General features: G+C 46.3%; 18 protein-coding genes and 2 pseudogenes. 18 read left to right on the forward strand and 2 right to left on the reverse strand.

The window, feature by feature from the left end; all coding sequences use genetic code 11:
- The 12 genes and pseudogenes from ACI955_RS04465 to tadA form a co-directional block, all read left to right on the forward strand.
- Positions 1-181, forward strand: a pseudogene (locus tag ACI955_RS04465) (GMP synthase (glutamine-hydrolyzing)); the annotation flags it as partial.
- Between the two features lie 122 nt (positions 182-303).
- Positions 304-2,262 carry an acyltransferase family protein gene (locus ACI955_RS04470; RefSeq protein ID WP_415242534.1) on the forward strand — a complete coding sequence of 653 codons (1,959 nt, stop codon included), beginning with the start codon at positions 304-306 and terminating at the stop codon, positions 2,260-2,262.
- A 273-nt stretch (positions 2,263-2,535) separates the two neighbouring features.
- Positions 2,536-2,910: a hypothetical protein gene (locus ACI955_RS04475; protein ID WP_415242535.1), complete on the forward strand. Its 375-nt coding sequence runs from the start codon at positions 2,536-2,538 to the stop codon at positions 2,908-2,910.
- Positions 2,911-3,116: 206 nt separating this feature from the next.
- Positions 3,117-3,293 carry a hypothetical protein gene (locus ACI955_RS04480; RefSeq protein WP_415242536.1) on the forward strand — a complete coding sequence of 59 codons (177 nt, stop codon included), beginning with the start codon at positions 3,117-3,119 and terminating at the stop codon, positions 3,291-3,293.
- Positions 3,294-3,384: 91 nt separating this feature from the next.
- Positions 3,385-3,645, forward strand: a complete 261-nt coding sequence (locus tag ACI955_RS04485; protein ID WP_415242537.1) for a hypothetical protein — start codon at positions 3,385-3,387, stop codon at positions 3,643-3,645.
- A complete protein-coding gene (locus ACI955_RS04490) occupies positions 3,642-4,040 on the forward strand; it encodes an SxtJ family membrane protein (protein ID WP_415242538.1) in 399 nt (132 codons plus the stop codon). The genes ACI955_RS04485 and ACI955_RS04490 overlap by 4 nt, the downstream gene beginning before the upstream one ends.
- Positions 4,041-4,054: 14 nt before the next feature.
- Positions 4,055-4,204: a DUF5989 family protein gene (locus ACI955_RS04495; protein ID WP_415242539.1), complete on the forward strand. Its 150-nt coding sequence runs from the start codon at positions 4,055-4,057 to the stop codon at positions 4,202-4,204.
- 9 nt (positions 4,205-4,213) lie between these two features.
- Positions 4,214-6,052: a carbamoyltransferase gene (locus ACI955_RS04500; RefSeq protein ID WP_415242540.1), complete on the forward strand. Its 1,839-nt coding sequence runs from the start codon at positions 4,214-4,216 to the stop codon at positions 6,050-6,052.
- Positions 6,039-7,202 carry a hypothetical protein gene (locus ACI955_RS04505; protein WP_415242541.1) on the forward strand — a complete coding sequence of 388 codons (1,164 nt, stop codon included), beginning with the start codon at positions 6,039-6,041 and terminating at the stop codon, positions 7,200-7,202. Before ACI955_RS04500 ends, ACI955_RS04505 begins: the two co-directional genes overlap by 14 nt.
- Before the next feature lie 89 nt (positions 7,203-7,291).
- A complete protein-coding gene (locus ACI955_RS04510) occupies positions 7,292-7,495 on the forward strand; it encodes a hypothetical protein (RefSeq protein ID WP_415242542.1) in 204 nt (67 codons plus the stop codon).
- A gap of 134 nt (positions 7,496-7,629) precedes the next feature.
- Positions 7,630-7,758 (forward strand): annotated as a pseudogene (locus ACI955_RS04515) (hypothetical protein); the annotation flags it as partial.
- 882 nt (positions 7,759-8,640) lie between these two features.
- A complete protein-coding gene (gene tadA / locus ACI955_RS04520; RefSeq protein ID WP_415242682.1) occupies positions 8,641-9,123 on the forward strand; it encodes a tRNA adenosine(34) deaminase TadA in 483 nt (160 codons plus the stop codon).
- A gap of 54 nt (positions 9,124-9,177) precedes the next feature.
- Here tadA and mltF read toward each other — a convergent pair whose 3' ends face one another.
- The gene (gene mltF, locus ACI955_RS04525; RefSeq protein ID WP_415242543.1) at positions 9,178-10,638 is read right to left on the reverse strand and encodes a membrane-bound lytic murein transglycosylase MltF; all 1,461 of its coding nucleotides are present in this window, start codon (positions 10,636-10,638) and stop codon (positions 9,178-9,180) included.
- Positions 10,639-10,779: 141 nt separating this feature from the next.
- Between mltF and purL the strand changes: the two genes are divergently transcribed.
- From purL to secF, 3 genes are all read left to right on the forward strand, one after another.
- On the forward strand, positions 10,780-14,667 hold the full coding sequence (gene purL, locus ACI955_RS04530; RefSeq protein WP_415242544.1) for a phosphoribosylformylglycinamidine synthase: 3,888 nt from the start codon (positions 10,780-10,782) through the stop codon (positions 14,665-14,667).
- 140 nt (positions 14,668-14,807) lie between these two features.
- Positions 14,808-16,679 carry a protein translocase subunit SecD gene (gene secD, locus ACI955_RS04535; RefSeq protein ID WP_415242545.1) on the forward strand — a complete coding sequence of 624 codons (1,872 nt, stop codon included), beginning with the start codon at positions 14,808-14,810 and terminating at the stop codon, positions 16,677-16,679.
- 9 nt (positions 16,680-16,688) lie between these two features.
- Complete coding sequence (gene secF / locus ACI955_RS04540; protein ID WP_415242546.1) at positions 16,689-17,612, forward strand: protein translocase subunit SecF; 924 nt, start codon at positions 16,689-16,691, stop codon at positions 17,610-17,612.
- A gap of 71 nt (positions 17,613-17,683) precedes the next feature.
- Here secF and ACI955_RS04545 read toward each other — a convergent pair whose 3' ends face one another.
- Positions 17,684-18,487, reverse strand: coding sequence for an inositol monophosphatase family protein (locus ACI955_RS04545; RefSeq protein ID WP_415242547.1), 804 nt, complete (start codon positions 18,485-18,487; stop codon positions 17,684-17,686).
- Positions 18,488-18,674: 187 nt separating this feature from the next.
- On the opposite strand from ACI955_RS04545, the gene ACI955_RS04550 reads away from it, so the two are divergent.
- From ACI955_RS04550 to eno, 3 genes are read left to right on the forward strand one after another with little or no spacing between them, the layout of a single operon-like run.
- Positions 18,675-20,297, forward strand: coding sequence for a CTP synthase (locus tag ACI955_RS04550; protein WP_415242548.1), 1,623 nt, complete (start codon positions 18,675-18,677; stop codon positions 20,295-20,297).
- Positions 20,298-20,334: 37 nt separating this feature from the next.
- Entirely contained in the window at positions 20,335-21,186 is an 852-nt protein-coding gene (kdsA, locus tag ACI955_RS04555) for a 3-deoxy-8-phosphooctulonate synthase (RefSeq protein WP_415242549.1), read from the forward strand.
- 33 nt (positions 21,187-21,219) lie between these two features.
- Entirely contained in the window at positions 21,220-22,503 is a 1,284-nt protein-coding gene (gene eno, locus ACI955_RS04560; RefSeq protein WP_415242550.1) for a phosphopyruvate hydratase, read from the forward strand.
- Position 22,504 lies beyond the last annotated feature (1 nt).

The raw sequence follows: 22,504 nt of genomic DNA on the forward strand, positions 1-22,504 counted from the left end.
TGAATACGTGATTGCCTTGCGGGCGGTAGAAACCATCGACTTTATGACAGCCCGCTGGGCACACTTGCCTTATGAGCTATTGGAAACGGTTTCAAATCGTATCATCAATGAAATAAAGCAAGTATCGCGAGTCGCCTATGATGTTAGCAGCAAGCCGCCAGCGACCATTGAGTGGGAATAGATTTAGGTATAAGTAATTGATTTTACTACAGCTGGAACGCTTAGATGTTCACTGTTTGGTGAGCGTAAACCCCAAAAAAAAAGTTATTGCTTAACTGGCTATACTTCTAAGGGATTATAGATTTGAAATATCGTGCCGAAATTGACGGCTTACGAGCACTTGCTGTTGTACCTGTCATCCTATTTCACGCTGGCTTTGAGCTATTTAGTGGCGGTTTCGTAGGCGTTGATGTGTTCTTTGTTATTAGCGGATATCTGATTACAGTAATCCTAATTGAGGATATTGAGAACGATCGTTTTAGTCTCATTAACTTCTACGAAAGACGTGCGCGAAGGATATTGCCAGCACTGTTCTTTGTAATGTTTGTCTGCATTCCTTTTGCTTGGATGTGGATGCTACCAAGTCAAATGAAAGACTTTTCACAAAGTCTCGTCGCCGTCAGTCTATTTGCATCAAACGTACTATTTTTTAGAGAGAGTGGTTACTTTGATGCAGCTGCAGAAGAAAAGCCTTTACTACATACGTGGAGTTTAGCTGTTGAAGAGCAGTACTATGTGTTGTTCCCTATCTTTCTTTTTCTAGCTTGGCGATATGGTAAGAACCGCGTATTTTGGATGATTATTGTGATGGCTTCAGTCAGCTTACTGCTAAGTGAATGGGGTTGGCGTAACAAAGCTACTGCAAATTTTTATCTGGCACCTACACGTGCTTGGGAACTATTTGCTGGTTCGATTGCGGCTTTTGTAGTGCAGAACAAAGGTGTGCAGAAAAATGATGCGCTGTCGTTTATCGGGTTAGCTGCAATCATCTTTTCAATCTTCGCCTATGATGAAAGTACACCGTTTCCTAGTGTGTATGCACTAGTCCCAGTTTTAGGTGTTGTGATGTTAATTTTGTTTGCAGATAAGGAGACAATAACAGCTCGATTGCTAAGCACTAAGGCATTCGTTGGCATAGGATTAATCAGTTACTCAGCATATTTGTGGCATCAACCATTGTTTGCCTTTGCACGAATAAGGATGCTTGAACATCCATCATATACGTTGATGTTAATACTTTGCTTGGCGTCTATTTTTCTTGCATACCTAAGCTGGAGATATGTAGAGAAACCCTTCCGTGCCAAAGAAGGATTTAATAAGCGTCATATTTTTATTATGTCATCTTTTGGGTTGTTGACGTTTATCGCCGTTGGAATTTCTGGGCATCTTGGAAAGATTAATAGCAGATTTGACCTTGAAACGTTTGAAAGTTGGCGCGATGATAGTGACTGTTTAGTTAATACAAAAAAACAATTAGAAGGTTTGCAAGCAGAACTCTCAGATAAGTGCCTTGGTAGCAGCAATAATTTTATTCTCATTGGTGACTCTCATGCGAATTCATTAAGTTTAGCTTTAAGGCGGGCTATCGAGAATTCTAATGGACATTTAATATCGTTGATAAAAAATGGTTGTTTGCCAATTATTGGAACGTCACGGTTGCCAGTTGAACAACATTGCGTTCGGAATAAACAAGACTATTGGCAGTTTATAGAAACTACAAACGCTACTGTAATTCTTTCGTCACGTTGGAGGTTGAACCTAATTGGGTCACATTTTGATAACCAAGAAGGGGGTGTTGAATATGGAGGTAGTGGCTTAAACATTGTTACTGAAGGTGATTTAGATATTATGACTCACGTAGAAGAGTTCCTAAATAAAGCCGCCGAAAATCGTAATCTTATTATTATTAATCAAATTCCAGAAGCGGGATGGAATGTTCCAGAGCGAAGCGCAAGGCTACGGAAATTTACGTCATATGATCAAGAAATCAGTACATCATATCAAGTGCACGTTGATTCTAATGCGCAAGTTGTCGACTTATTCAACAGACTATCCATAAATCCAAATATTAATATAGTGAATGTTGAGCAAATGGTTTGTAATACTGAAATCCAAGGGCGTTGCTTGAATACTCTAAATGGACAATCACTTTATCTCGATGATGATCATCCAAGTCCATTATTTGCAAATATAATTTCAGATTATTTCGCGGATATAGCTCTCAATGAGGGAGTGGTAAAGCAGTCAAAAGAAGCCAAGTAGCGACTTCCATGAGTTGCTACAAAAACGAATTTATAAAGCTAGTCCTCGTCGCCTAGAGCTCACAAAGGAAGAACATCTGAAGCTAGACAAGCTTAAGAGTATATTAAACACGCTGAAACGTGGAGGAAACGTGCAAAACCGTCAGCTACAGACGTGGCTAACTGAATAACAAGTGAAAAAATGAACAGAAGAACGTGTATGGTTTAGGCACGTTCTTCGTCGTACAGTGTGCGGTTATAGCTTGCGTAAGCTATTGAATTGCAATAATTTCAGATGCGTATAGAAAACGTGCATAGTGAGGGGCGAGTTACACACTTGCCTTATGAGCTATTGGAAACGGTTTCAAGTCGTATCATCAATGAAATACAGCAAGCTCTAAACGCCATACGTGGTGAAATAGAGCGTGTAGATGATGAAACAAAGTGGGCAGCACTTGAGTTGATGTTGAGCACAAGCAACAGCGTAGTAGCATTAGCAAAGAAGATGGTAAAACCAGAAACAAAGACTGTCACACGCACCATAGCTGTTCCTAAGACAAAGATAGTCAAGCAGCAAACACCACCACAGACGACACCAAAAGACACAGAACGAACAGACTTCACGCCTATTCGTCCGCAACCACCGTTACCAAATCAACGAAACCAGTAAGTTACTACAGTTAAAAACGTCAAAACTGCACGGTTTATAGCTGTATGGCAGTGTGGTTGACACAATGACTGACTGGCGTAGTGAGGCGCTGTGCAAATACTTTCCCCTAAAAGCAATTAATCTCAGAAGACGTAGAAAAAACGTGCTGTTCATCTCAGAAATAAATCAATAATATCAGACTGATACTCAACTAACGGAGATGTGAGATGAAATCTTACGACGAATTGAAAGCTGAAATGGAAGCAATTCAGCAGCAGATGGCTGAAGCAAAGAAGAACGAACGTACGAACGCTCTCAAAAAAGTGAAGCGTCTTTGCAAAGAGTTTGAGTTTACAGCTGGCATGCTGAAGGGTGCGCTGGCTGAGGGGCGGAAAAAGCAGTAGAAAAGGGGTAATAGAAATGAAGCTTGCAGTTAGAGCCTCGAAAATAGATGCAGTAAAACTGCAGTTGCTATCATTGCTTGAACTTTAAGAAGTGAATATTATTGCTGCGCCAACTAAGTACGGTGGCATCACAATTCTCAATTTAGACGAGAGCGCTGTCTCTACTTTGAGTAGCATACGTCATATAGAAGCGCTTTTACTTGATGAAGTAGCCGCTGCTGAATTACTACAGCCATCGGCGATGAGCGACGCTCTCTCATTCAAGTCACTAGATGGCGTAGATGAGCGTGAGCAATATGAACATCTTAGCCAATTACTCCACATTCAAAAAGCAACGAGAGACAAAAGATGAAATTCTCAGAAATTGAACTTCCTTCCAATCGAAAGTTTGGGTTTTTCTTTACGTTCGCCTTTGCGGTAGCAGCAACGTATTTTTATTATTCAGCCAATGTAACTTGGACATATGTGTTTATTGCAGCAGCATTGGTATTTCTGCTTGTCACGCTGATAAAAAGCGATGCACTTCTACCTCTAAACAAGCTATGGATGCGGTTTGGGCTCCTACTTGGCATGATAGTCAGCCCAATCGTACTTGGGGTTATTTTCTTTGGGCTCTTTACACCCATTGCAATGCTCATGCGTCTCAGTGGACGAGATGAGTTGCGTTTAAAGTTTACTCAAAAAGTAACTCACTGGATTTCGCGCGGCGAACCAATCAAATCTGAATCTTTCAAACACCAGTTTTAATAAAGGCTTATCGAATGGAAATTTTAAAAGAACTTTGGGCATTCTTACGTGTACGTAAAAAGCTATGGCTTGCGCCCATCATTATCGTAATGTTGATTCTTGGAGGCTTGCTGATACTTGCACAAGGTTCTGTAGTTGCGCCTTTCATTTACACACTCTTTTAGGAATAGCGCATGTATATCTTAGGTATTTCTGCCTTTTATCACGACAGCGCGGCATGCTTACTTAATGATGGTAAGATCGTTGCTGCAGCACAAGAAGAGCGCTTTACTCGAAAAAAACACGACGCTGGCTTCCCTACGCATGCAATTCAGTATTGCTTAAAAGAGGCTGGAATAGCTGCTAAAGATATCGACAATGTCGTGTTCTACGAAAAGCCGTTTGTAAAATTTGAGAGACTACTTGAAACGTATCTAGCTTTCGCACCAAAGGGCTTTACAAGTTTCGCTAAAGCGATGCCAGTGTGGATTAAAGACAAACTTTTTCAAAAATCAGCACTCATCAAAGAGTTAAAATCAACGCTTGATGAAAGTGTTGATTGGCGTGAGCGTTTGTTGTTCTCTGAGCATCACTTATCACATGCAGCAAGCGCATATTATCCCTCTCCCTTTGAAAGTGCTGCAGTGTTAACGCTAGACGGTGTGGGTGAATGGACAACAACGTCCCTGGCAATTGGTAAGGGTAGTGATTTACAAGTCGTAAAGGAAATACACTTTCCTCATTCACTTGGCTTGCTCTACTCGGCATTCACATATTACACAGGGTTTAAAGTTAACTCTGGCGAATACAAGGTGATGGGTTTAGCTCCATATGGAGAGCCACGCTACGCAGACTTAATACGAGAAAAACTCATCACAGTTGCTGAAGATGGAAGCTTTCAGTTGGATATGAGTTACTTCGATTACGCAACTGGCTTAACGATGACAAACAAGAAGTTTGATGCATTGTTTGGTGGACCACCACGTACGTCGGAGAAGGAGCTTACGCAGCGCGAAATGGATTTAGCGGCTTCGGTTCAAAAGGTAACTGAGGATATTGTACTAGAGTTAACTAGAGGAATAGCCAAGGAAACTGGTGAGCGTAACCTATGTCTTGCTGGTGGCGTAGCGCTTAACTGTGTTGCAAATGGCATATTGTTACGCGAAAAAATCTTCGACAATATTTGGATCCAACCTGCGGCTGGGGATGCTGGTGGTGCATTAGGCGCTGCTCTATCAACTTGGTATATGCACCATAGCAAAGAGCGTTATTTATCAAAAGAACGTGATGCAATGAAGGGAGCTTACTTGGGTCCTGAGTTTACAGATGCTGAAATTGAGGCTGATCTTACAGCGTGTGGTGCACGATTTAAAAAGCTTTCCGAAGCTGAAGTGATTGAAGAAGTAGCATCCGCATTAGCTGACGAAAAAGCAGTTGGATGGATGCAAGGACGCATGGAGTTTGGTCCAAGAGCATTAGGAGGACGCAGTATAATTGCGGATCCGCGCTCGCCAGTCATGCAAAAACAACTCAACCTTAAAGTTAAATATCGTGAAAGCTTCCGCCCATTTGCTCCTAGTGTCTTAAGAGAAGACGTAGCAGAATGGTTTGAGCATGATACGGATAGCCCTTACATGCTTTTGGTTGCAGATGTACAAAGCGATAAACGTCGCGCAATGACTGAAGAGGAAGAGGCGCTGTTTGGTATTGATAAGCTAAACGTACCGCGTTCTTCTGTGCCAGCCATCACACACGTTGACTACTCTGCACGAATACAGACAGTACACACGGATACAAATCCTAAGTACCACGCTGTTATTTCTAAATTTAAAGAAAAGACTGGCTGCCCACTTGTTGTTAACACTTCATTTAACGTACGTGGTGAACCAATTGTTTGCACACCAACAGATGCATTCAAGTGCTTTATGGGTACGGAAATGGATGTCTTAGCGGTCGGTAACTACGTGCTTTATAAAGAGCAACAAGACGAACCGCTTAAAGAAAATTATGAGGAACGTTATGAATTGGATTAAGTATATCGTGCTGACAATTTTTTTGTCCATAGTAACCATATTTGCAATCGACTCTATTGGATACATATTTAGAGACAAGTTGGCGATTATATTGCCTAATTATGGGCTCGCAATTGAAGACTTTAGTCGAGGGTATCCGATTGGTCACTTTCAAAATGACAGTGAAATTGGCTTTGATATTACGCCAGACTTTTTGACAACAACCAATACAAAACCTCAAGAGTACGAAACATACAAGGTTTGGGGGAATGCGTATGGTTGTTTCGACGACGAATGGAGTAAAGATGCAATCATTGGTGGGATATATTTAGCTGGAGATAGCTACACTTGGGGGTATACCAAGTATGATAAAAAATTTGGAACCTTACTTGAGGAAACTGTAGGAAAAAAGGTATATGCTTGTGGTGTCACACATACTGGACAAGGCCACCAATTTTACAAATTCAAGCGGTTATATGAAAATGGTTTAAAACCTAGTGTAGTAGTTGTTAATGTAGTTTCTAATGATCTTGATAATGATTACTTTTTTCCGCATACAGCTATCGTTGATGGTGTTATGGTTGAGAACGTAGAAATCTGTGGCGACTTCGAAAGTAGTGATTTCAGATACAAAAAGTTAGCGTACGAAAACCTAGTAAACCTCGTATCAGAAAGACAAAATCAACGTCCTTCGTGGAGAAGCTTGTTAAGACAATATTCATTAACAGCCAATGTGGTAGCTGCAGTTACACGAAATATACGATATAAAATCAATCTTTTGATCAACGGATCAATTCGCCCCCCACAGCAATCTTCTTGCATTAGATCAGTATATGCTGGTTTGAGTACAATCGCGTCGAAATATCCTAATTCTGTATACACAAAGAAAAATAGGAGATTTATTTCTGATTGGATTGCTCATGCAAAAACGCAAAACTATGTTCTGATTTTTTCTTTCATTCCGTCAAAAGGTGTAGCACAAGTTAGCTCATACAAATTCATAAAGGAATTTATTGTAAAAAATGGTGGTATTGCTCATAGCTTCGACGATTTTTGCGATATCGAATGCAGAAGAGAAAATGAAGTATATTTTCAATTCGATGGACACTTTAATGAATCTGGAAATGAATTATACGCTCAGTATCTAAAGGGTTTGGTTGAAAGTAAATAAACTTAATCAGTAGAGGTTTGTCATGCAAGTGAATGTTCATATAAGATTTTTTAGTCAGAGTGCCACAGCAGAATAGGTTTGCTTCTAAATTGAGCGAGTGGTTAGACAATCAGAGCAAGTTAAGCGGTAACTTCTGTAAGTTACTGCAAGAACAAATTGAAAAGGCAAATCCACGTCGAAAATTGACTACTGCAGAAACTAAACGCTTAGCTAAGTTAGAGGCGATAGCTGACAAACTAAGGCGTGGAGAAAACGTGCAAAACCGTCAGCTACAGACGTGGCTAACTGAATAACAAGTGAAAAAATGAACAGAAGAACGTGTATGGTTTAGGCACGTTCTTCGTCGTACAGTGTGCGGTTATAGCTTGCGTAAGCTATTGAATTGCAATAATTTCAGATGCGTATAGAAAACGTGCATAGTGAGAGGCGAGTTACACACTTACCTTATGAGCTATTGGAAACGGTTTCAAGTCGTATCATCAATGAAATAAAGCAAGTATCGCGAGTCGCCTATGATGTTAGTAGCAAGCCGCCAGCGACCATTGAGTGGGAGTGAGGTAATATTTCTTAGGAGCTGATACTAGCTTCGGGCCTCAGACATTATTTAATGAAGATATTTAAATAATGTCTGAGATCTGTCGGTGATGATAAAATCTAGCAAACAATATAGAAACATTTGCCGCGAAAGTGATGGTGTCCTCGTCCCTTCGAGTTAAGTGTGCTCAACGGCCATCATAACTATTTTCTAGCCTTGGTTAACACTGCACGCCATAGAAACATTTGACTCACACCGCAGATACCCTCCCTAATATTCCATGATGGATTGCGTCTACGGTTGTCATCGAACGATTTCGTACCCCCAGTTTTTTGTAGATATTACTTTACGTAACCATCAAGCGTGTAAGTCCTGATGGATAAAGTTCTGGCAAGTATCTTATTCCTAAAAACAATATACTCATCTTAAAAAGACGTTGAGTTTTCATGAGTATTTATTGATCTCAAACTTTTAATTAATATCAGCCTGTTTCTGTGTGGTTGAATAAATCATTTTTTTCCCGAGCTTGAGTCTCGATCATTTTATTCTTTTTGACGCTGGAGGCGATCACCTTGTCCCTGTTGATCGACTACCGCTGATCTAGTGAAAGATTAGGGCGCTGCCGCTGAGGGTGCTTATGGGGAAATCAAAAAGGCGGTGGCGATAGGGCTGCCTATGTTGAGCGCAGGGCCACAAAAACAGGGGGTGTCGACCTGCCGTGCTGCGGCTAGACCTTATCTCCGTGCGTAAAGAATATTAATTAACCTTATTCTTAGTATTGTCTTAGACCTAAATCTATAGTGTTTATGCTTGTGGCATAATGGCATGCTAAGCCTGATCTTCGTATTAAAATCTTATTGGCATGGGCTACTTATTATTGACAAAGAGTCGATCAATTCTCATATGGATACTTTTACCGACGAGCAATGGATGCGCCACGCGCTTGCGTTAGCGCTTAAGGCAGATGCAAGCAACGAAGTTCCGGTTGGCGCTGTCATTGTGCGCGAGGGTATCATCATTGGTGAGGGCTTTAATCAGCCCATCAGCAGCAATGATCCCAGCGCTCACGCTGAGATTGTCGCTTTGCGAGACGCTGGTCAGGCAGTCGATAATTATCGTTTTCTTGGTGCCACAATGTATGTGACGGTCGAACCCTGTGCCATGTGCGCCGGTGCCATTATTCACAGCCGCATTACGCGTCTTGTTTACGCTGCCAGCGAGCCCAAAGCCGGTGCGGTATGTAGTCATTTTCAACTGTTTGATCAACCGCAAATGAATCATAAGGTTGTTTGGCTTGGCGAGGTGTTGACAGGCGAAGCGAGCAGTATACTGCAGGCGTTTTTTGCTCGCCGCAGGGATGAGAAAAAACGCGAGAGGCGCGGGTGAAAAATAACAGCTTGTGGTGAATTATTGTCGTCTTTGACTTTTTATGTAACCGACTTAAAGCCCGTCAAAGGCGCGGTTTAGCTCGGCGGGCAAATAATCTGACACGATACGCGGTGGCGGTACTCGGTAGCGATTGAGTTCATCCCATGTCAGTAGAGAGTAATAGTCACGGATGTTGCGTACATAAAGAGCGGCTTCGTCGCCACGCGCGTAGCCATATTTTGACGGTGTATACCATTTTTGCTGACGCAATAGGGGTAGGTTTTCTCTTACATCATTCCAGAGATTTGGGTTGCCGCCGCGTTGCTCAGTGATGACCCTAGCATCTTCTAAATGTCCCAGGCCAATATTGTAAGCTGCTAGTGCGAACCAACTGCGGTCAGGCGATTCGATGCCCGACGGTAAGCGACTATAAAGTTTCTTGTAATAACGGGCTCCGCCTCTCAGGCTTTGCATTGGGTCAAGCCTATTGTCAACCTGAAGTTCCCGGGCAGTAGATCGGGTGAGCATCATCATTCCGCGCACGCCAGTCGGCGAGCGGGCAGTGGCGTCCCAATGTGATTCTTGGTAACTGATTGCGGCTAAAAAGCGCCAATCTAGGTCATATTCAATGGCAACCTGCTCTATTATCCCTTTTACTTCGGGCAGGCGGCCTTTCTTCATTTTTAGAAACGTATGCGTATTAATAAAAGTTCGCCGTTCGTTAAAGGTAAAATTACGCTCAATTAGACGGGCTAATTTGCCATTGTCGTTAATTTTTCTGAAGAATGTAGCCATTTCTTTTATTAGGCTGGCATTTGCCGGCGTAGCCGTCATCGCCCACGCTAATTTGCGCGGTTTTCCTGCGCTAAAGGCAATACGAAAGTTGGGGTAAAAAGCGCGATTCGCATAGTATTCGTTGGAGTTGACAATGGTGGCGTCAATTTGGCCGTCAGCGAGTTGCTCGAGTAGGTCGATGGTCTCAAGGTCGCGACTTTCTGCCCAGCTGAGTTCGGGATACTCCTCTTGAAGACTTTTGAGCTGCTCAACATGGGCAGTATTGCTGATCACCCGAATTTGCTTGCCGATAAGATCCGCAGCCGAACTCATCGCATCATTAGCGTCGCGGTTATAAACGAAATATTGTTTTACACTGATGTAACTAGGTCCGAATAGAAGTGTTTCCTGCCTTGCCGGCGTAATACTAAGCCCGGCTGCGGCAATATCAGCGCGGTTGTTATCGAGGCCACTAAATACTTCGTCTAGCCCAACCACGGGAATCATTTCTAAATTCACATTGAGATGGTTGGCGAAGGCGAGGGCGAGTTGGTACTCAAAACCAGCCGGCTCACCTTGGGATTGATAGTAAATAGTTGAGCCGTTGCGCGTTAGTACCCGTAAAACCCCTTCGTCTCGAATTCGCTTTAGATTATCACTAGTGTCTTCGCTGCTGCTTAGTAGTGCTGCGATAAGCACGAAACATCCCGCAAAAAGCCATAATGCGATAAATCGTAATGTTTTAGGGCTTGTCGGCAAGAGTGAAACTCCAATGAATATAGAAGTAATTGTATCGTTATGAGGCTGATCACACCATAAAGACTATTTTGGATAAAAATCCTCGCGTAATTCCTTTACAATGGCCGGCTTCAATCCATTCGCTCTAGGTTGTCGCTCCGAATGCTTATTCTTTTTGGTGCCCCGGCACTTTCAGATTTTCGTATAGAAAAATTAAAGGCTGCTTTGGCCGTCGCAATTCCTGCCCTTCGGGGTGTGAACGCGCAATATGTTCATTTGGTAGATACTACCGCTGAACTTCATGCCGATCATAGCGAGGTCTTGAGTCAGTTATTGCAATACGGTCCCCGTGCGGAGTTTGTCGCAAGCGAGGGGCAGCGCTTTTTCGTTGTGCCTAGGCCGGGAACAATCTCGCCATGGTCGAGTAAAGCCAGCGATATTGCCCATAACTGTGGTTTGGATATGATTGCGCGCATCGAGCGCGGCGTGCAGTACTGCTTTGATATCGATGGTGAACTAAGTGCTGGTCAGCGCAGTGCCCTGTTAGCGGCGATACATGACCGCATGGTGGAGTCAGTCTTGGATTCGCCGGCCGAGGCCGAGGCGTTATTTGTTCGTCAGAGTCCGAGACCTATGCAGGCAATTGATGTGCTTGACAGTGGTCGCGACGCCTTAGTCCTCGCTAATGGCCAGCTGGGTCTGGCGCTGGCCGATGATGAAATCGATTACTTGCTGGAGAGCTTTACCGAGCTGGGCCGCAACCCCAGTGATGTCGAGCTGATGATGTTTGCCCAAGCGAACTCAGAACATTGCCGCCACAAGATTTTCAACGCCAGCTGGACTATTGACGGTGTGGCGCAGCCGCACTCGCTATTTGATATGATTAAGAACACCAACGAGCTTGGTGGTGAAGGTGTGCTGAGCGCTTATTCTGATAACGCGGCCGTGGTAAAAGGGCATCGTGCGGGGCGTTTTTATCCTGCGCCTGACTCGGCAGAATACCAATATCACCAGGAAGATATTCACTTGCTGATGAAGGTTGAAACTCATAATCATCCCACGGCGATCTCACCGTTTTCAGGTGCAGGTACTGGTTCTGGCGGTGAAATTCGTGATGAAGGTGCTGTTGGGCGAGGCTCTAAACCTAAAGTCGGTTTGAGTGGCTTTAGTGTGTCCAACCTGCGGGTTCCCGGATTCGAGCAGCCTTGGGAAGCCGACTACGGCAAGCCCGGGCGCATTGTCTCAGCATTGGATATTATGCTGGACGGACCGATTGGCGGCGCGGCGTTTAATAATGAGTTTGGTCGACCCAATTTGTGTGGTTACTTTCGCAGCTTTGAAGAAAACGCGATGGGCGCGGCGGGAGAAGAGCGACGCGGCTATCACAAGCCGATCATGATTGCCGGTGGTTATGGCAATATCAAAGAAGAGCACGTCCTTAAGACTGAGTTTCCCGCGGGCCATAAATTAATTGCTCTGGGTGGCCCGGCGATGCTGATCGGCTTGGGTGGCGGTGCGGCTTCCTCAATGAGCAGTGGTGCTTCCACTGAGGATTTAGATTTTGCCTCGGTACAACGTCAAAACCCAGAAATAGAACGCCGCTGTCAAGAGGTCATTGATCGCTGTTGGGCGATGGCAGATGATAACCCCATTGCCTTTATTCATGATGTTGGTGCCGGGGGCTTATCGAATGCCTTTCCCGAGTTAGTTAAGGATGGGGGTTGTGGCGGCGATTTTGATTTGCGCAAGGTTCCCAATGATGAGCCGGGTATGTCGCCATTAGAAATTTGGTGTAATGAATCTCAAGAGCGCTACGTGATTGCTATTGCGCCGGAAAACCTTGCGACGTTTGAAGCGATTTGTGCCCGCGAGCGTGCGCCCTATGCGGTGGTTGGTGAGTCTGTCGCCGATAAGCGCTTGCGGGTAGGTGATACCCACTTCGGCAATAACCCAGTCGATTTGCCGATGTCGGTACTCTTTGGTAAACCACCGAAAATGCACCGAGAGTTTACCCGTCATTATCCACAGCTGCCTACTTTTGACGCCTCAGCAATAAATATTGATGAGGCCTTGGAGCGGTTGTTAGCCTTGCCGGCAATCGCAGCCAAAAACTTCTTAATCACCATCGGTGACCGCTCGATTACCGGGCAGGTTCACAGAGATCAAATGGTCGGTCCCTGGCAGATTCCGGTTGCGGACTGCGCGGTGACCACGGTGAGCTACGATTCTTATGCCGGCGAAGCCATGGCAATAGGTGAGCGCACCCCGCTGGCATTGATTGATGGGCCAGCATCTGGGCGAATGGCGGTTGCCGAAGCTTTGACGAATATTGCCGCGAGCCGTATTGAAAAGATGTCAGACATAAAGTTGTCTGCTAACTGGATGTGCGCGGCGGGCTACGCAGGCGAAGATGAAAAGCTATTTGATACCGTAAAAGCGGTGGGGATGGAATTTTGCCCGGCCTTGGGCATTACTATTCCAGTGGGTAAAGACTCGATGTCAATGCGCACTACCTGGCGTGATGGGGATGAAAGCAAAGCCGTTACCGCGCCGATGTCCCTTATTATCACGGCGTTTAGTCCCGTCGCGGATGTACGGAAAACCGTCACACCAGAGTTGCGCACTGATCTTGACGACAACGCCTTGTTGTTAATCGATTTGGGGGCGGGCAAGCAGCGTTTAGGCGGCTCCTGTTTGGCGCAAGTTTATCAGCAAGTAGGTAATACCGCGCCAGACATTGATAGTCCCGCATTGCTAGCAGGATTTTTTAGCACTATTCAGCAGCTCCTTCAGGATGAAAAAATAATTGCCTATCACGACCGTTCCGACGGTGGTTTGGCGATAACCTTATTGGAAATGGCTTTCGCCGGACACTGCGGTTTGGATGTTGAGTTAAGCGCCGAAGGTAAGGTGCACGGTGCGCTCTTTACTGAGGAAGCCGGGGCGGTAATACAGGTGCGCTGTGGCGATATAGAATCGGTACTTGAACAGTTTGCGGGCAATGGCTTGGCTGGCTGCGTGCATGAAATAGGCCGCGCTGTGGCTGGTAGTGATATTGCTATTAGTTTTGGTGGCATAGAAGTGCTGCGAGATGATCGTGTGGTACTGCAGCGTAAATGGCAGCAGCTCAGTTATCGTATGCAGTCGCTGCGTGATAACCCTGAGTGTGCGCAACAAGAATTCGATTCGATAATAGAAACTGATCCCGGTCTAAGTCAGTCATTGCGCTTTGATGCCCAAGACAATATCGCAGGGCCTTATATTAAAACTGGGGCACGGCCTCGCATTGGGATACTGCGAGAGCAGGGGGTTAATGGCCAAATGGAAATGGCTGCCGCATTCGACCGAGCTGGTTTTACGGCGGTCGATGTTCACATGAGTGACATTCTTAGCGGTCGGGTGAGCCTGCAAGATTTTAAAGGCCTTGCGGCCTGTGGCGGTTTCTCATACGGCGACGTGTTAGGGGCGGGAGAAGGCTGGGCAAAAACCATTTTGTTTAATGGTCTTGCCAGAGATGAGTTTGCCGGTTTCTTTCACCGCGGTGATACCTTCTCTCTAGGTGTATGCAACGGCTGTCAGATGATGTCTAATTTGCACTCGCTAATTCCGGGCGCCGAAAATTGGCCGCGGTTTGTGCGCAATCGCTCAGAACAGTTCGAAGCACGCTTTTCCTTGGTTGCAATTCCAGAATCACCCTCCATATTGTTATCGGGTATGGCGGGTTCGCATTTGCCGGTTGCGGTTGCACATGGCGAGGGGCGGGCGGAGTTTGCCAACCTTAGCCAGTTGCAGAGTCTCCAGCAGAGCGGGACGGTCGCTTTACAGTTTGTTGATAATACACTGGGTGCTACTGAGCGATATCCGGCCAATCCCAATGGTTCGCCCTTTGGGATTGCCGGCGCAAGTAGTGTTGATGGCCGTGTCACCATTATGATGCCTCATCCAGAGCGAGTGTTTCGCAGCGTGCAAAATTCATGGGTGGCAGATAGCGCAGTTGAAGATAGCGGCTGGATGCGCTTATTCCGCAACGCGCGGGTTTGGGTAGATTAAGATAGTAAAGAATGGGCGCCGGCTTTTGCCGGCGCTGTTACAAGGGCGGTTCAGGGGTGCTCCGTCTGTTATTGGCGTCTTCTGTTGGCGTCCGTTTTTAAATAGACACCGTCGCGACAGACGGTTTTGGTGAAAATACAATGCTAAATAAATATCCGCTCTGGAAAAACCTGCTGATTTTAGCGGTGCTGGGGATTGGCTTGCTGTACGCGGTACCGAATCTTTACAGGGCCGATCCGGCCTTGCAAATTTCAGGTCAAAGCAGCGGCGTGTTGATTGATCAAGTATTGATGACGCGCTTGTCGACGGCTTTAGATGCTGGTGGCATTGAGCACTTTGGCGAAAAAGCCAATGAAAGCGGTAAATCTGGTTTGATTCGTTTATATGAAACCGATATGCAACTGCGCGCCCAGCGCGTGGTGCAGCGTGCTTTAGGTGATGGTTACGTGGTTGCCTTAAATCTCGCATCAAACACCCCAGATTGGTTGAGTAATTTAGGTGCGCAGGCGATGAAGCTGGGCCTAGATTTAAGTGGTGGCGTCCATTTTTTGCTAGAGGTTGATACCGACTCCGCCATTGAAACGCGCTTAGAGCACTATAACGCCAGCATTAAAAAGAAGCTGCGTGAGGAGCGTATCCGCGGTTTTGTTACTCTGGATCGCGGCGTGATCTCAGGTAAATTCACCACTGCCGAGCTCCGTGATACGGCGCTAGATTTGGTTCGTAAAGAGTTCACTGATTTGACGGGTGAGCGGATGGATGCGGGCGCTGGTGACGAGTCCTTCTATATGCGGGCCATCATAGGCGATGCCAAACGCAAGGAAATCGAAGATTACGCGGTCAGCCAAAACTTAACGACTTTGCGTAATCGTGTAAATGAATTGGGTGTATCAGAGCCCTTGGTTCAGCGTCAGGGCCGCAATCGCATTGTGGTTGAATTGCCGGGTATTCAAGATACCGCAGAAGCAAAGCGTATTCTGGGTAAAACCGCTAACCTTGATTTCCGTTTAGAGGCTAAATATGACGCGCCCTTATCAGACCGTGAGCAATTTGAATTTCGCACCCCAGGTCGCGGTGAGCCGACTGCTTGGTTAGAGCGCGACGTGGTCATTACCGGTGAACGGGTCGCGAATGCGCAGGCGAGTTTTGATCAAAATGGTATGCCGCAGGTGAGTATCACGCTGGACGGTCAAGGCGGTACCTTGATGCATCGCGTAACTCGTCACAATATTAACCGTCGTCTTGGCGTTTTATTTATTGAGCGCAAAAGCCGCACTCATTATGAACGAGATGAGAATGGTGTCGAGCAGGCGGTGAGGGTGCCGTATGAGGAGAAGAAAATTATTAGTTTGGCGACGATCAAAGATGCCTTGGGCGTACAGTTCCGGATAACGGGCCTTGATGCGCCAGGTGAAGCGGCTGAGCTGTCGCTGTTATTGCGAGCTGGCGCATTAGCGGCGCCCATTGATTTTGTTGAAGAGCGAACCGTTGGTCCATCTTTGGGGGCGGAGAATATCGCTAAAGGCCTTAACGCGGTTAAGATTGGTCTGGGCTTGGTCGCCTTGTTTATGGTGGTTTATTATCGCGTGTTTGGCATCATTGCGGTGGCGGCACTTGGCGCTAATATCATTCTCTTAACGGCGTGTATGTCTTTGCTCGGCGCGACATTAACCTTGCCGGGTATTGCCGGCATTGTACTTACTGTCGGTATGGCAGTGGATGCTAACGTGCTTATTTTCTCGCGAATACGAGAAGAGTTGCGTGCGGGCTTATCGGTGCAACACGCCATCGAAGCTGGTTACGGGCGCGCTTTTGTTACCATTATGGATTCGAATATTACTACTTTATTAGTTGCAGTCATTTTGTATGCGGTTGGCACCGGTCCTGTTCGCGGTTTCGCGGTGACCTTGTCAATTGGGATTCTAACGTCGATGTTCACTGCGATAATGGGTACCCGCGCTATTGTTAATCTCGTTTACGGCGGTCGTCGTATCACCAAACTGGCGATCTAGGGGAAACGTATGCCTGACACTAAAAAAATGATCAATTTTATGGGAGGACGTCGCCTTGCGATGTTCCTTTCAGTCGGACTAATGATCGCATCGATTGGGATTTTGGCTTTTAAGGGCTTGAATTTCGGTCTCGATTTTACCGGTGGCACCCTAATAGAGGTCATTTACGAAGAATCGGTACCGTTGCAGCAAGTGCGTGAAGACTTGAGTGCGGCGGGATACGAAAGTGCGATTGTGGTTAATTTTGGCTCTGACACTGATGTGTTGGTAAGAATGCCCGACGGTATGAGCCCGACACTGGGTGATGAGGTGCTCTCGGTGTTGCTGGCAGGTACCGAGGGCGAGATAGAGTTGCGTCGTATCGAGTTTGTCGGACCGCAGGTGGGCGAGGAGTTGCGGGAGCAGGGTGGTTTAGCGGTATTGCTGGCGCTACTGGTAGTGTTAATTTATGTCGCTATGCGCTTTCAGATTAAGTTCTCTATCGGCGCCGTTGCTGCCTTAGGTCACGATGTTCTGATCACGCTAGGGGTGTTCGCCCTAGTTGGCTGGGACTTCGATTTGACGGTATTGGCGGCGATCCTAGCGGTTATTGGTTATTCCCTAAATGACTCGATAGTGGTTGCTGATCGTATTCGTGAAAACCTGCGTAAATTGCGTAAACATGAGGCTGAAGAGGTCATTAATATTTCATTGACCGAGACCTTAGATCGGACCTTGGTGACTTCCGGAACCACGTTATTGGTATTGACGACGCTCGCCTTTGTTGGCGGGGAGATGATTCATAGCTTTGCCTTGGCTCTGCTAATTGGTATTGGCGTGGGTACTTATTCGTCTATCTATATTGTTGCAAGCTTGCTGTTAACCATGAACATTAGTCAGGATGATTTGATTGTGGTTGAAAAAGAGGGCGCTGAGATAGATGATTTGCCTTGATTGCTGGGTATTTTCTCAAGACATAAAAAAACCGCAGCTTGCTGCGGTTTTTTTATATCCGAGAGATAGGTTTAGCGAATATCTTCTAAGTGCGGCTTTATTGCCTGCAGCATACCTTTCAGGCATTTTGGGTTGGCTGCAACGATATTGCCACTTTCGTAGTAACTGCCGCCACCTTTGAAGTCGCTGACCAGGCCGCCGGCTTCGCGCACTAGCAAGATGCCTGCGGCGATATCCCATTTGTTTAAGCCGATTTCCCAGAAGCCATCTAGGCGACCCGCCGCCACATAAGCCAGGTCGAGAGATGCGGCGCCAGCCCGGCGAATACCTGCAGTTTCGCTCGCAAGTGTTTCTAAGCTGCGCATATAAGCGGGGATGTGTTCTTCGCAGCGCGCCTTAAACGGGATGCCTGTGCCTAATAATGCGCCTTCTAGGCCGGTATTCATGGCTACTCGAACTCGGCGACCATTCACTTGAGCGCCGCGACCACGGCTAGCAGTAAACTCTTCGCGACGAATAGGGTCGAGAATGACCGCATGCTCAATTTGACCCTGATTTATACAGGCGATAGAGACGGCGAAGTGAGGTATGCCACGGACGAAGTTAGTGGTGCCATCAATCGGGTCAATGATCCACTGGTAAGGGCTGTCAGCATTGCCAGTTTGGCCGGATTCCTCTCCCAAAAAGCCGTGATCTGGGTAGGCTTTTTGCAAGTGGTAGATGATTTCCTGCTCGGCTTTGCGGTCGACTTCAGTGACGAAATTGTTTTCGCTTTTGGTTTCAACTTGAACGCGGTCAAGTTGTTCGGAGGCGCGCGCGATAAGGTCGCCGGCTTTGCGGGCGGCGCGCAATGCAATATTCAGCATGGGTTGCATAGTTCTAAGGCCTTGATGTGCAAGCAATTGGGCCGGCATTGTAGCAGAGACTCGGTAGCGTACGGAGCTCTAATTTCATTGTTTCGCTATGGTCTTCCTGTTAATATGACGTCCCATCTCATGGGGGCGAATTAGCGCTGCTTTTTTAGGCCCTTGTATCTCTTCGTACTATATAAAAAGGCTTTACATGGCGCGTTTTATATTCGTCACCGGTGGTGTTGTTTCGTCCTTGGGTAAGGGCATTGCCTCAGCTTCCTTAGGTGCTATTCTTGAGGCGCGTGGTCTCAAAGTAACTTTGTTGAAGCTCGATCCATATATTAATGTGGATCCGGGCACTATGAGTCCATTTCAGCACGGCGAAGTGTTTGTTACCGAAGACGGTGCAGAAACTGACTTGGATTTGGGGCATTACGAGCGTTTTGTGCGTGCCAAAATGGCGAAAGGCAATAATTTTACCGCCGGCCGCGTTTATGAAACCGTACTGCGCAAGGAGCGCCGCGGTGATTACCTTGGCGGCACCGTGCAGGTTATTCCCCACATTACCGATGAAATAAAACGTCGAGTTATGGCGGGTGCCGGTGATGCAGATATAGCGATTATTGAAATTGGCGGTACCGTCGGCGATATCGAAGGTTTGCCGTTCTTTGAAGCTGCGCGTCAGCTAAAAGTTGAATTGGGTGCCAAGCGCGCCATGCTAATGCACTTAACCTTAGTGCCTTATATTGCGACCGCCGGCGAAACCAAAACTAAGCCGACTCAGCATTCCGTTAAAGAACTTCGCTCCATCGGCCTCCAGCCAGATATCTTGCTGTGTCGCTCAGATCATGAAATTGATCAAAGCAGTCGACATAAAATTGCACTTTTCACCAACGTCGAATCCCGCGCGGTTATTCCTTTGCGCGATGTAGATTCGATTTACCGGATTCCGTCGCTATTAGCGGCAGAGGGTTTAGACGAGCTAGTTGTTGAGCGTTTTGGCCTTGATTGTCCGGCCGCTGATCTGACCGAGTGGGACAAGGTGATTGAAGGTGATTTACACCAAGACCAAACTGTCACTATCGCCATGGTTGGCAAATACATGGAGCTATTGGACGCTTATAAGTCTTTGAATGAAGCCTTAAAGCATGCGGGTATTCATAGCCGCACCAAAGTACAAGTTCGCTACATCGACTCGGAAGTGATTGAGACCGATGGTATCGACATATTAAAAGGTGTCGATGGCATACTTGTCCCCGGTGGATTTGGCAGCCGAGGCGTAGAAGGTAAAATTCTTACGGTTCAATATGCCCGCGAAAATAAAATTCCATACTTAGGTATTTGCTTAGGTATGCAGGTCGCTGTAATCGAGTTCGCGCGCAATGTTTTGGGTTTAACTGACGCAAATAGCAGTGAATTTAATGATAACGGTAAAAACCCCGTGGTTGGTTTGATCACTGAGTGGGTCACTGCAGATGGCGATGTTGAGCAGCGTGCCCATGACGACGACTTGGGCGGCACGATGCGCTTAGGTGCGCAAGTTTGTCATTTGGTTGAAGGTGCTGCGGTTTCTCGGGTCTATGGCAGTGAGACAATTACTGAACGTCATCGTCACCGCTATGAGGTGAATAACACTTATGTGGAGCGCTTGCAGGCCGCGGGCTTAAAGGTCGGCGGTTGGTCTGCCGATAAGAGTCTTGTTGAAGTGGTAGAGGTTGCAGATCATCCCTGGTTTATCGCTTGTCAGTTCCACCCCGAATTTACATCTACACCGCGTGACGGCCATCCTTTGTTTACTGGGTTTGTTAATGCTGCTATCGCACATAGTGAATAAGTAATATTTGGCCAGGGTGAGTTAAAGGAGTAGGTCAATGGAAAATAAAATAGTCAGTGTTAATGACATAGACGTGGCAAATGATAAGCCCTTTGTATTGTTTGGCGGTATGAATGTGCTTGAGTCTCGCGACCTTGCCATGCAGGTTGCGGAACACTATGTTGAAGTGTGTGGAAAGTTGGGCATTCCCTATGTTTTCAAAGCCTCTTTCGATAAAGCTAATCGTTCATCAGTGCATTCCTATCGCGGCCCTGGAATGGAAGAAGGGCTGAAGATTTTTCAGGAAATTAAACAAACTTTTAATGTTCCAGTCATTACCGACATCCACGAGGTCCATCAAGCCGGGCCCGTTTCGGAAGTGTGTGATGTACTCCAACTACCTGCATTTTTAGCGCGTCAAACCGACCTTGTGGCGGCAATGGCAGCGACGGACGCGGTTATTAATATTAAAAAACCGCAGTTTTTAAGTCCCGCGCAAATGAAAAATATTATTGAGAAGTTTGCCGAGTGCGGCAATGACAAAATCATGCTTTGTGAGCGAGGCAGTAATTTTGGCTATGATAATTTAGTGGTAGATATGCTCGGCTTCCGCGTCATGCGTGAAGCAAGTGGCGGCGCGCCGATCATTTTCGATGTCACCCATGCCCTGCAGTGCAGAGACCCTATGGGCGCAGCCTCTGGTGGACGTCGAAATCAAGTTGTGGAGTTAGGTCGTGCCGGTATTGCAATGGGTATTGCCGGTCTATTTTTAGAGGCGCATCCCGATCCAGATAAGGCTAAATGTGATGGTCCGAGTGCATTGCCCTTGTCAGCTTTAGCACCATTTCTAGAACACATGAAAGCGGTGGATGAGACCGTGAAATCTCTGCCCGCACTGGATATTAAATAATTTAATTTTTGACTTAAGACGGAGAAGATTTGCATGGCAGAGATTGTCGATATCAAGGCGTTCGAAATATTGGATTCGCGGGGAAATCCCACGGTTGAGGCAGATGTTGTTTTAGCATCGGGCGCCGTTGGCAGTGCCTGTGCTCCTTCCGGCGCATCGACAGGCTCTCGTGAAGCTTTGGAGCTTCGTGATGGCGACAAGTCGCGTTATTTGGGCAAAGGCGTATTAAAAGCGGTTGCTAATATTAATACCACAATCCGTGATTTGTTACTGGGAATGGATGCTGAAGATCAGCGTGCCATCGACAATGCTATGATTGAGGCCGACGGTACTGAAACTAAATCTGTGCTGGGTGCAAACGCGATTCTGGCAGTCTCCTTGGCTACGGCTAAAGCGGTAGCGATTGAGAAGGGTGTGCCACTTTATCAGCGCATTGCCCAAATTAATGGTACAGAAGGTCAGTACACCATGCCGGTACCGATGATGAATATCATCAATGGCGGCGAGCACGCTGACAATAATGTCGATATTCAAGAGTTCATGATTCAGCCTGTGGGTGCTGCGACTTTTGCTGAAGCCTTGCGTCAAGGTGCTGAAATTTTTCACGCACTAAAAAAGGTATTAATAGCCCGCGGATTAAATACGGCGGTGGGTGATGAGGGTGGTTTTGCGCCGAATTTACCATCAAATGAAGCGGCTTTGGAGGCGATTGCCGAAGCGGTTGCCAATGCTGGATATGAGTTAGGTAAAGATATTACTTTGGCGTTAGATTGTGCTTCAACTGAATTTTATAAAGATGGTAAGTATTCCTTAAGCGGCGAAGGCAAAGAGTTCGATGCTGAAGGTTTTGCGGCTTACCTGGACGAACTCAGCCAAAAATACCCTATCCTCTCGATTGAAGATGGTATGGATGAAAGTGACTGGGATGGCTGGGCGGCTTTAACTCGTCGCATCGGCGATCGCGTGCAATTAGTTGGTGACGATTTGTTTGTGACTAATACTAAAATTTTGAAACGTGGTATTGATAATAATATTGCTAACTCCATTTTGATTAAGTTCAATCAGATTGGCACGCTTAGCGAGACTTTGGATGCCATTAAAATGGCAAAAGAGGCGAATTATAGCGTTGTTATTTCACATCGTTCTGGTGAAACAGAAGACACCACTATTGCTGATTTAGCAGTAGCGACATCAGCGGGCCAAATTAAAACCGGGTCTTTGTGTCGCTCTGATCGAGTGGCTAAGTATAATCGTCTGCTGCGCATAGAAGCAGAGATAGGCGCGGCTTATCGGGGTCGGGATGAATTCCGAGCCTAGT

This window comes from Zhongshania sp., assembly GCF_047636175.1.
Lineage (GTDB): Bacteria > Pseudomonadota > Gammaproteobacteria > Pseudomonadales > Spongiibacteraceae > Spongiibacter.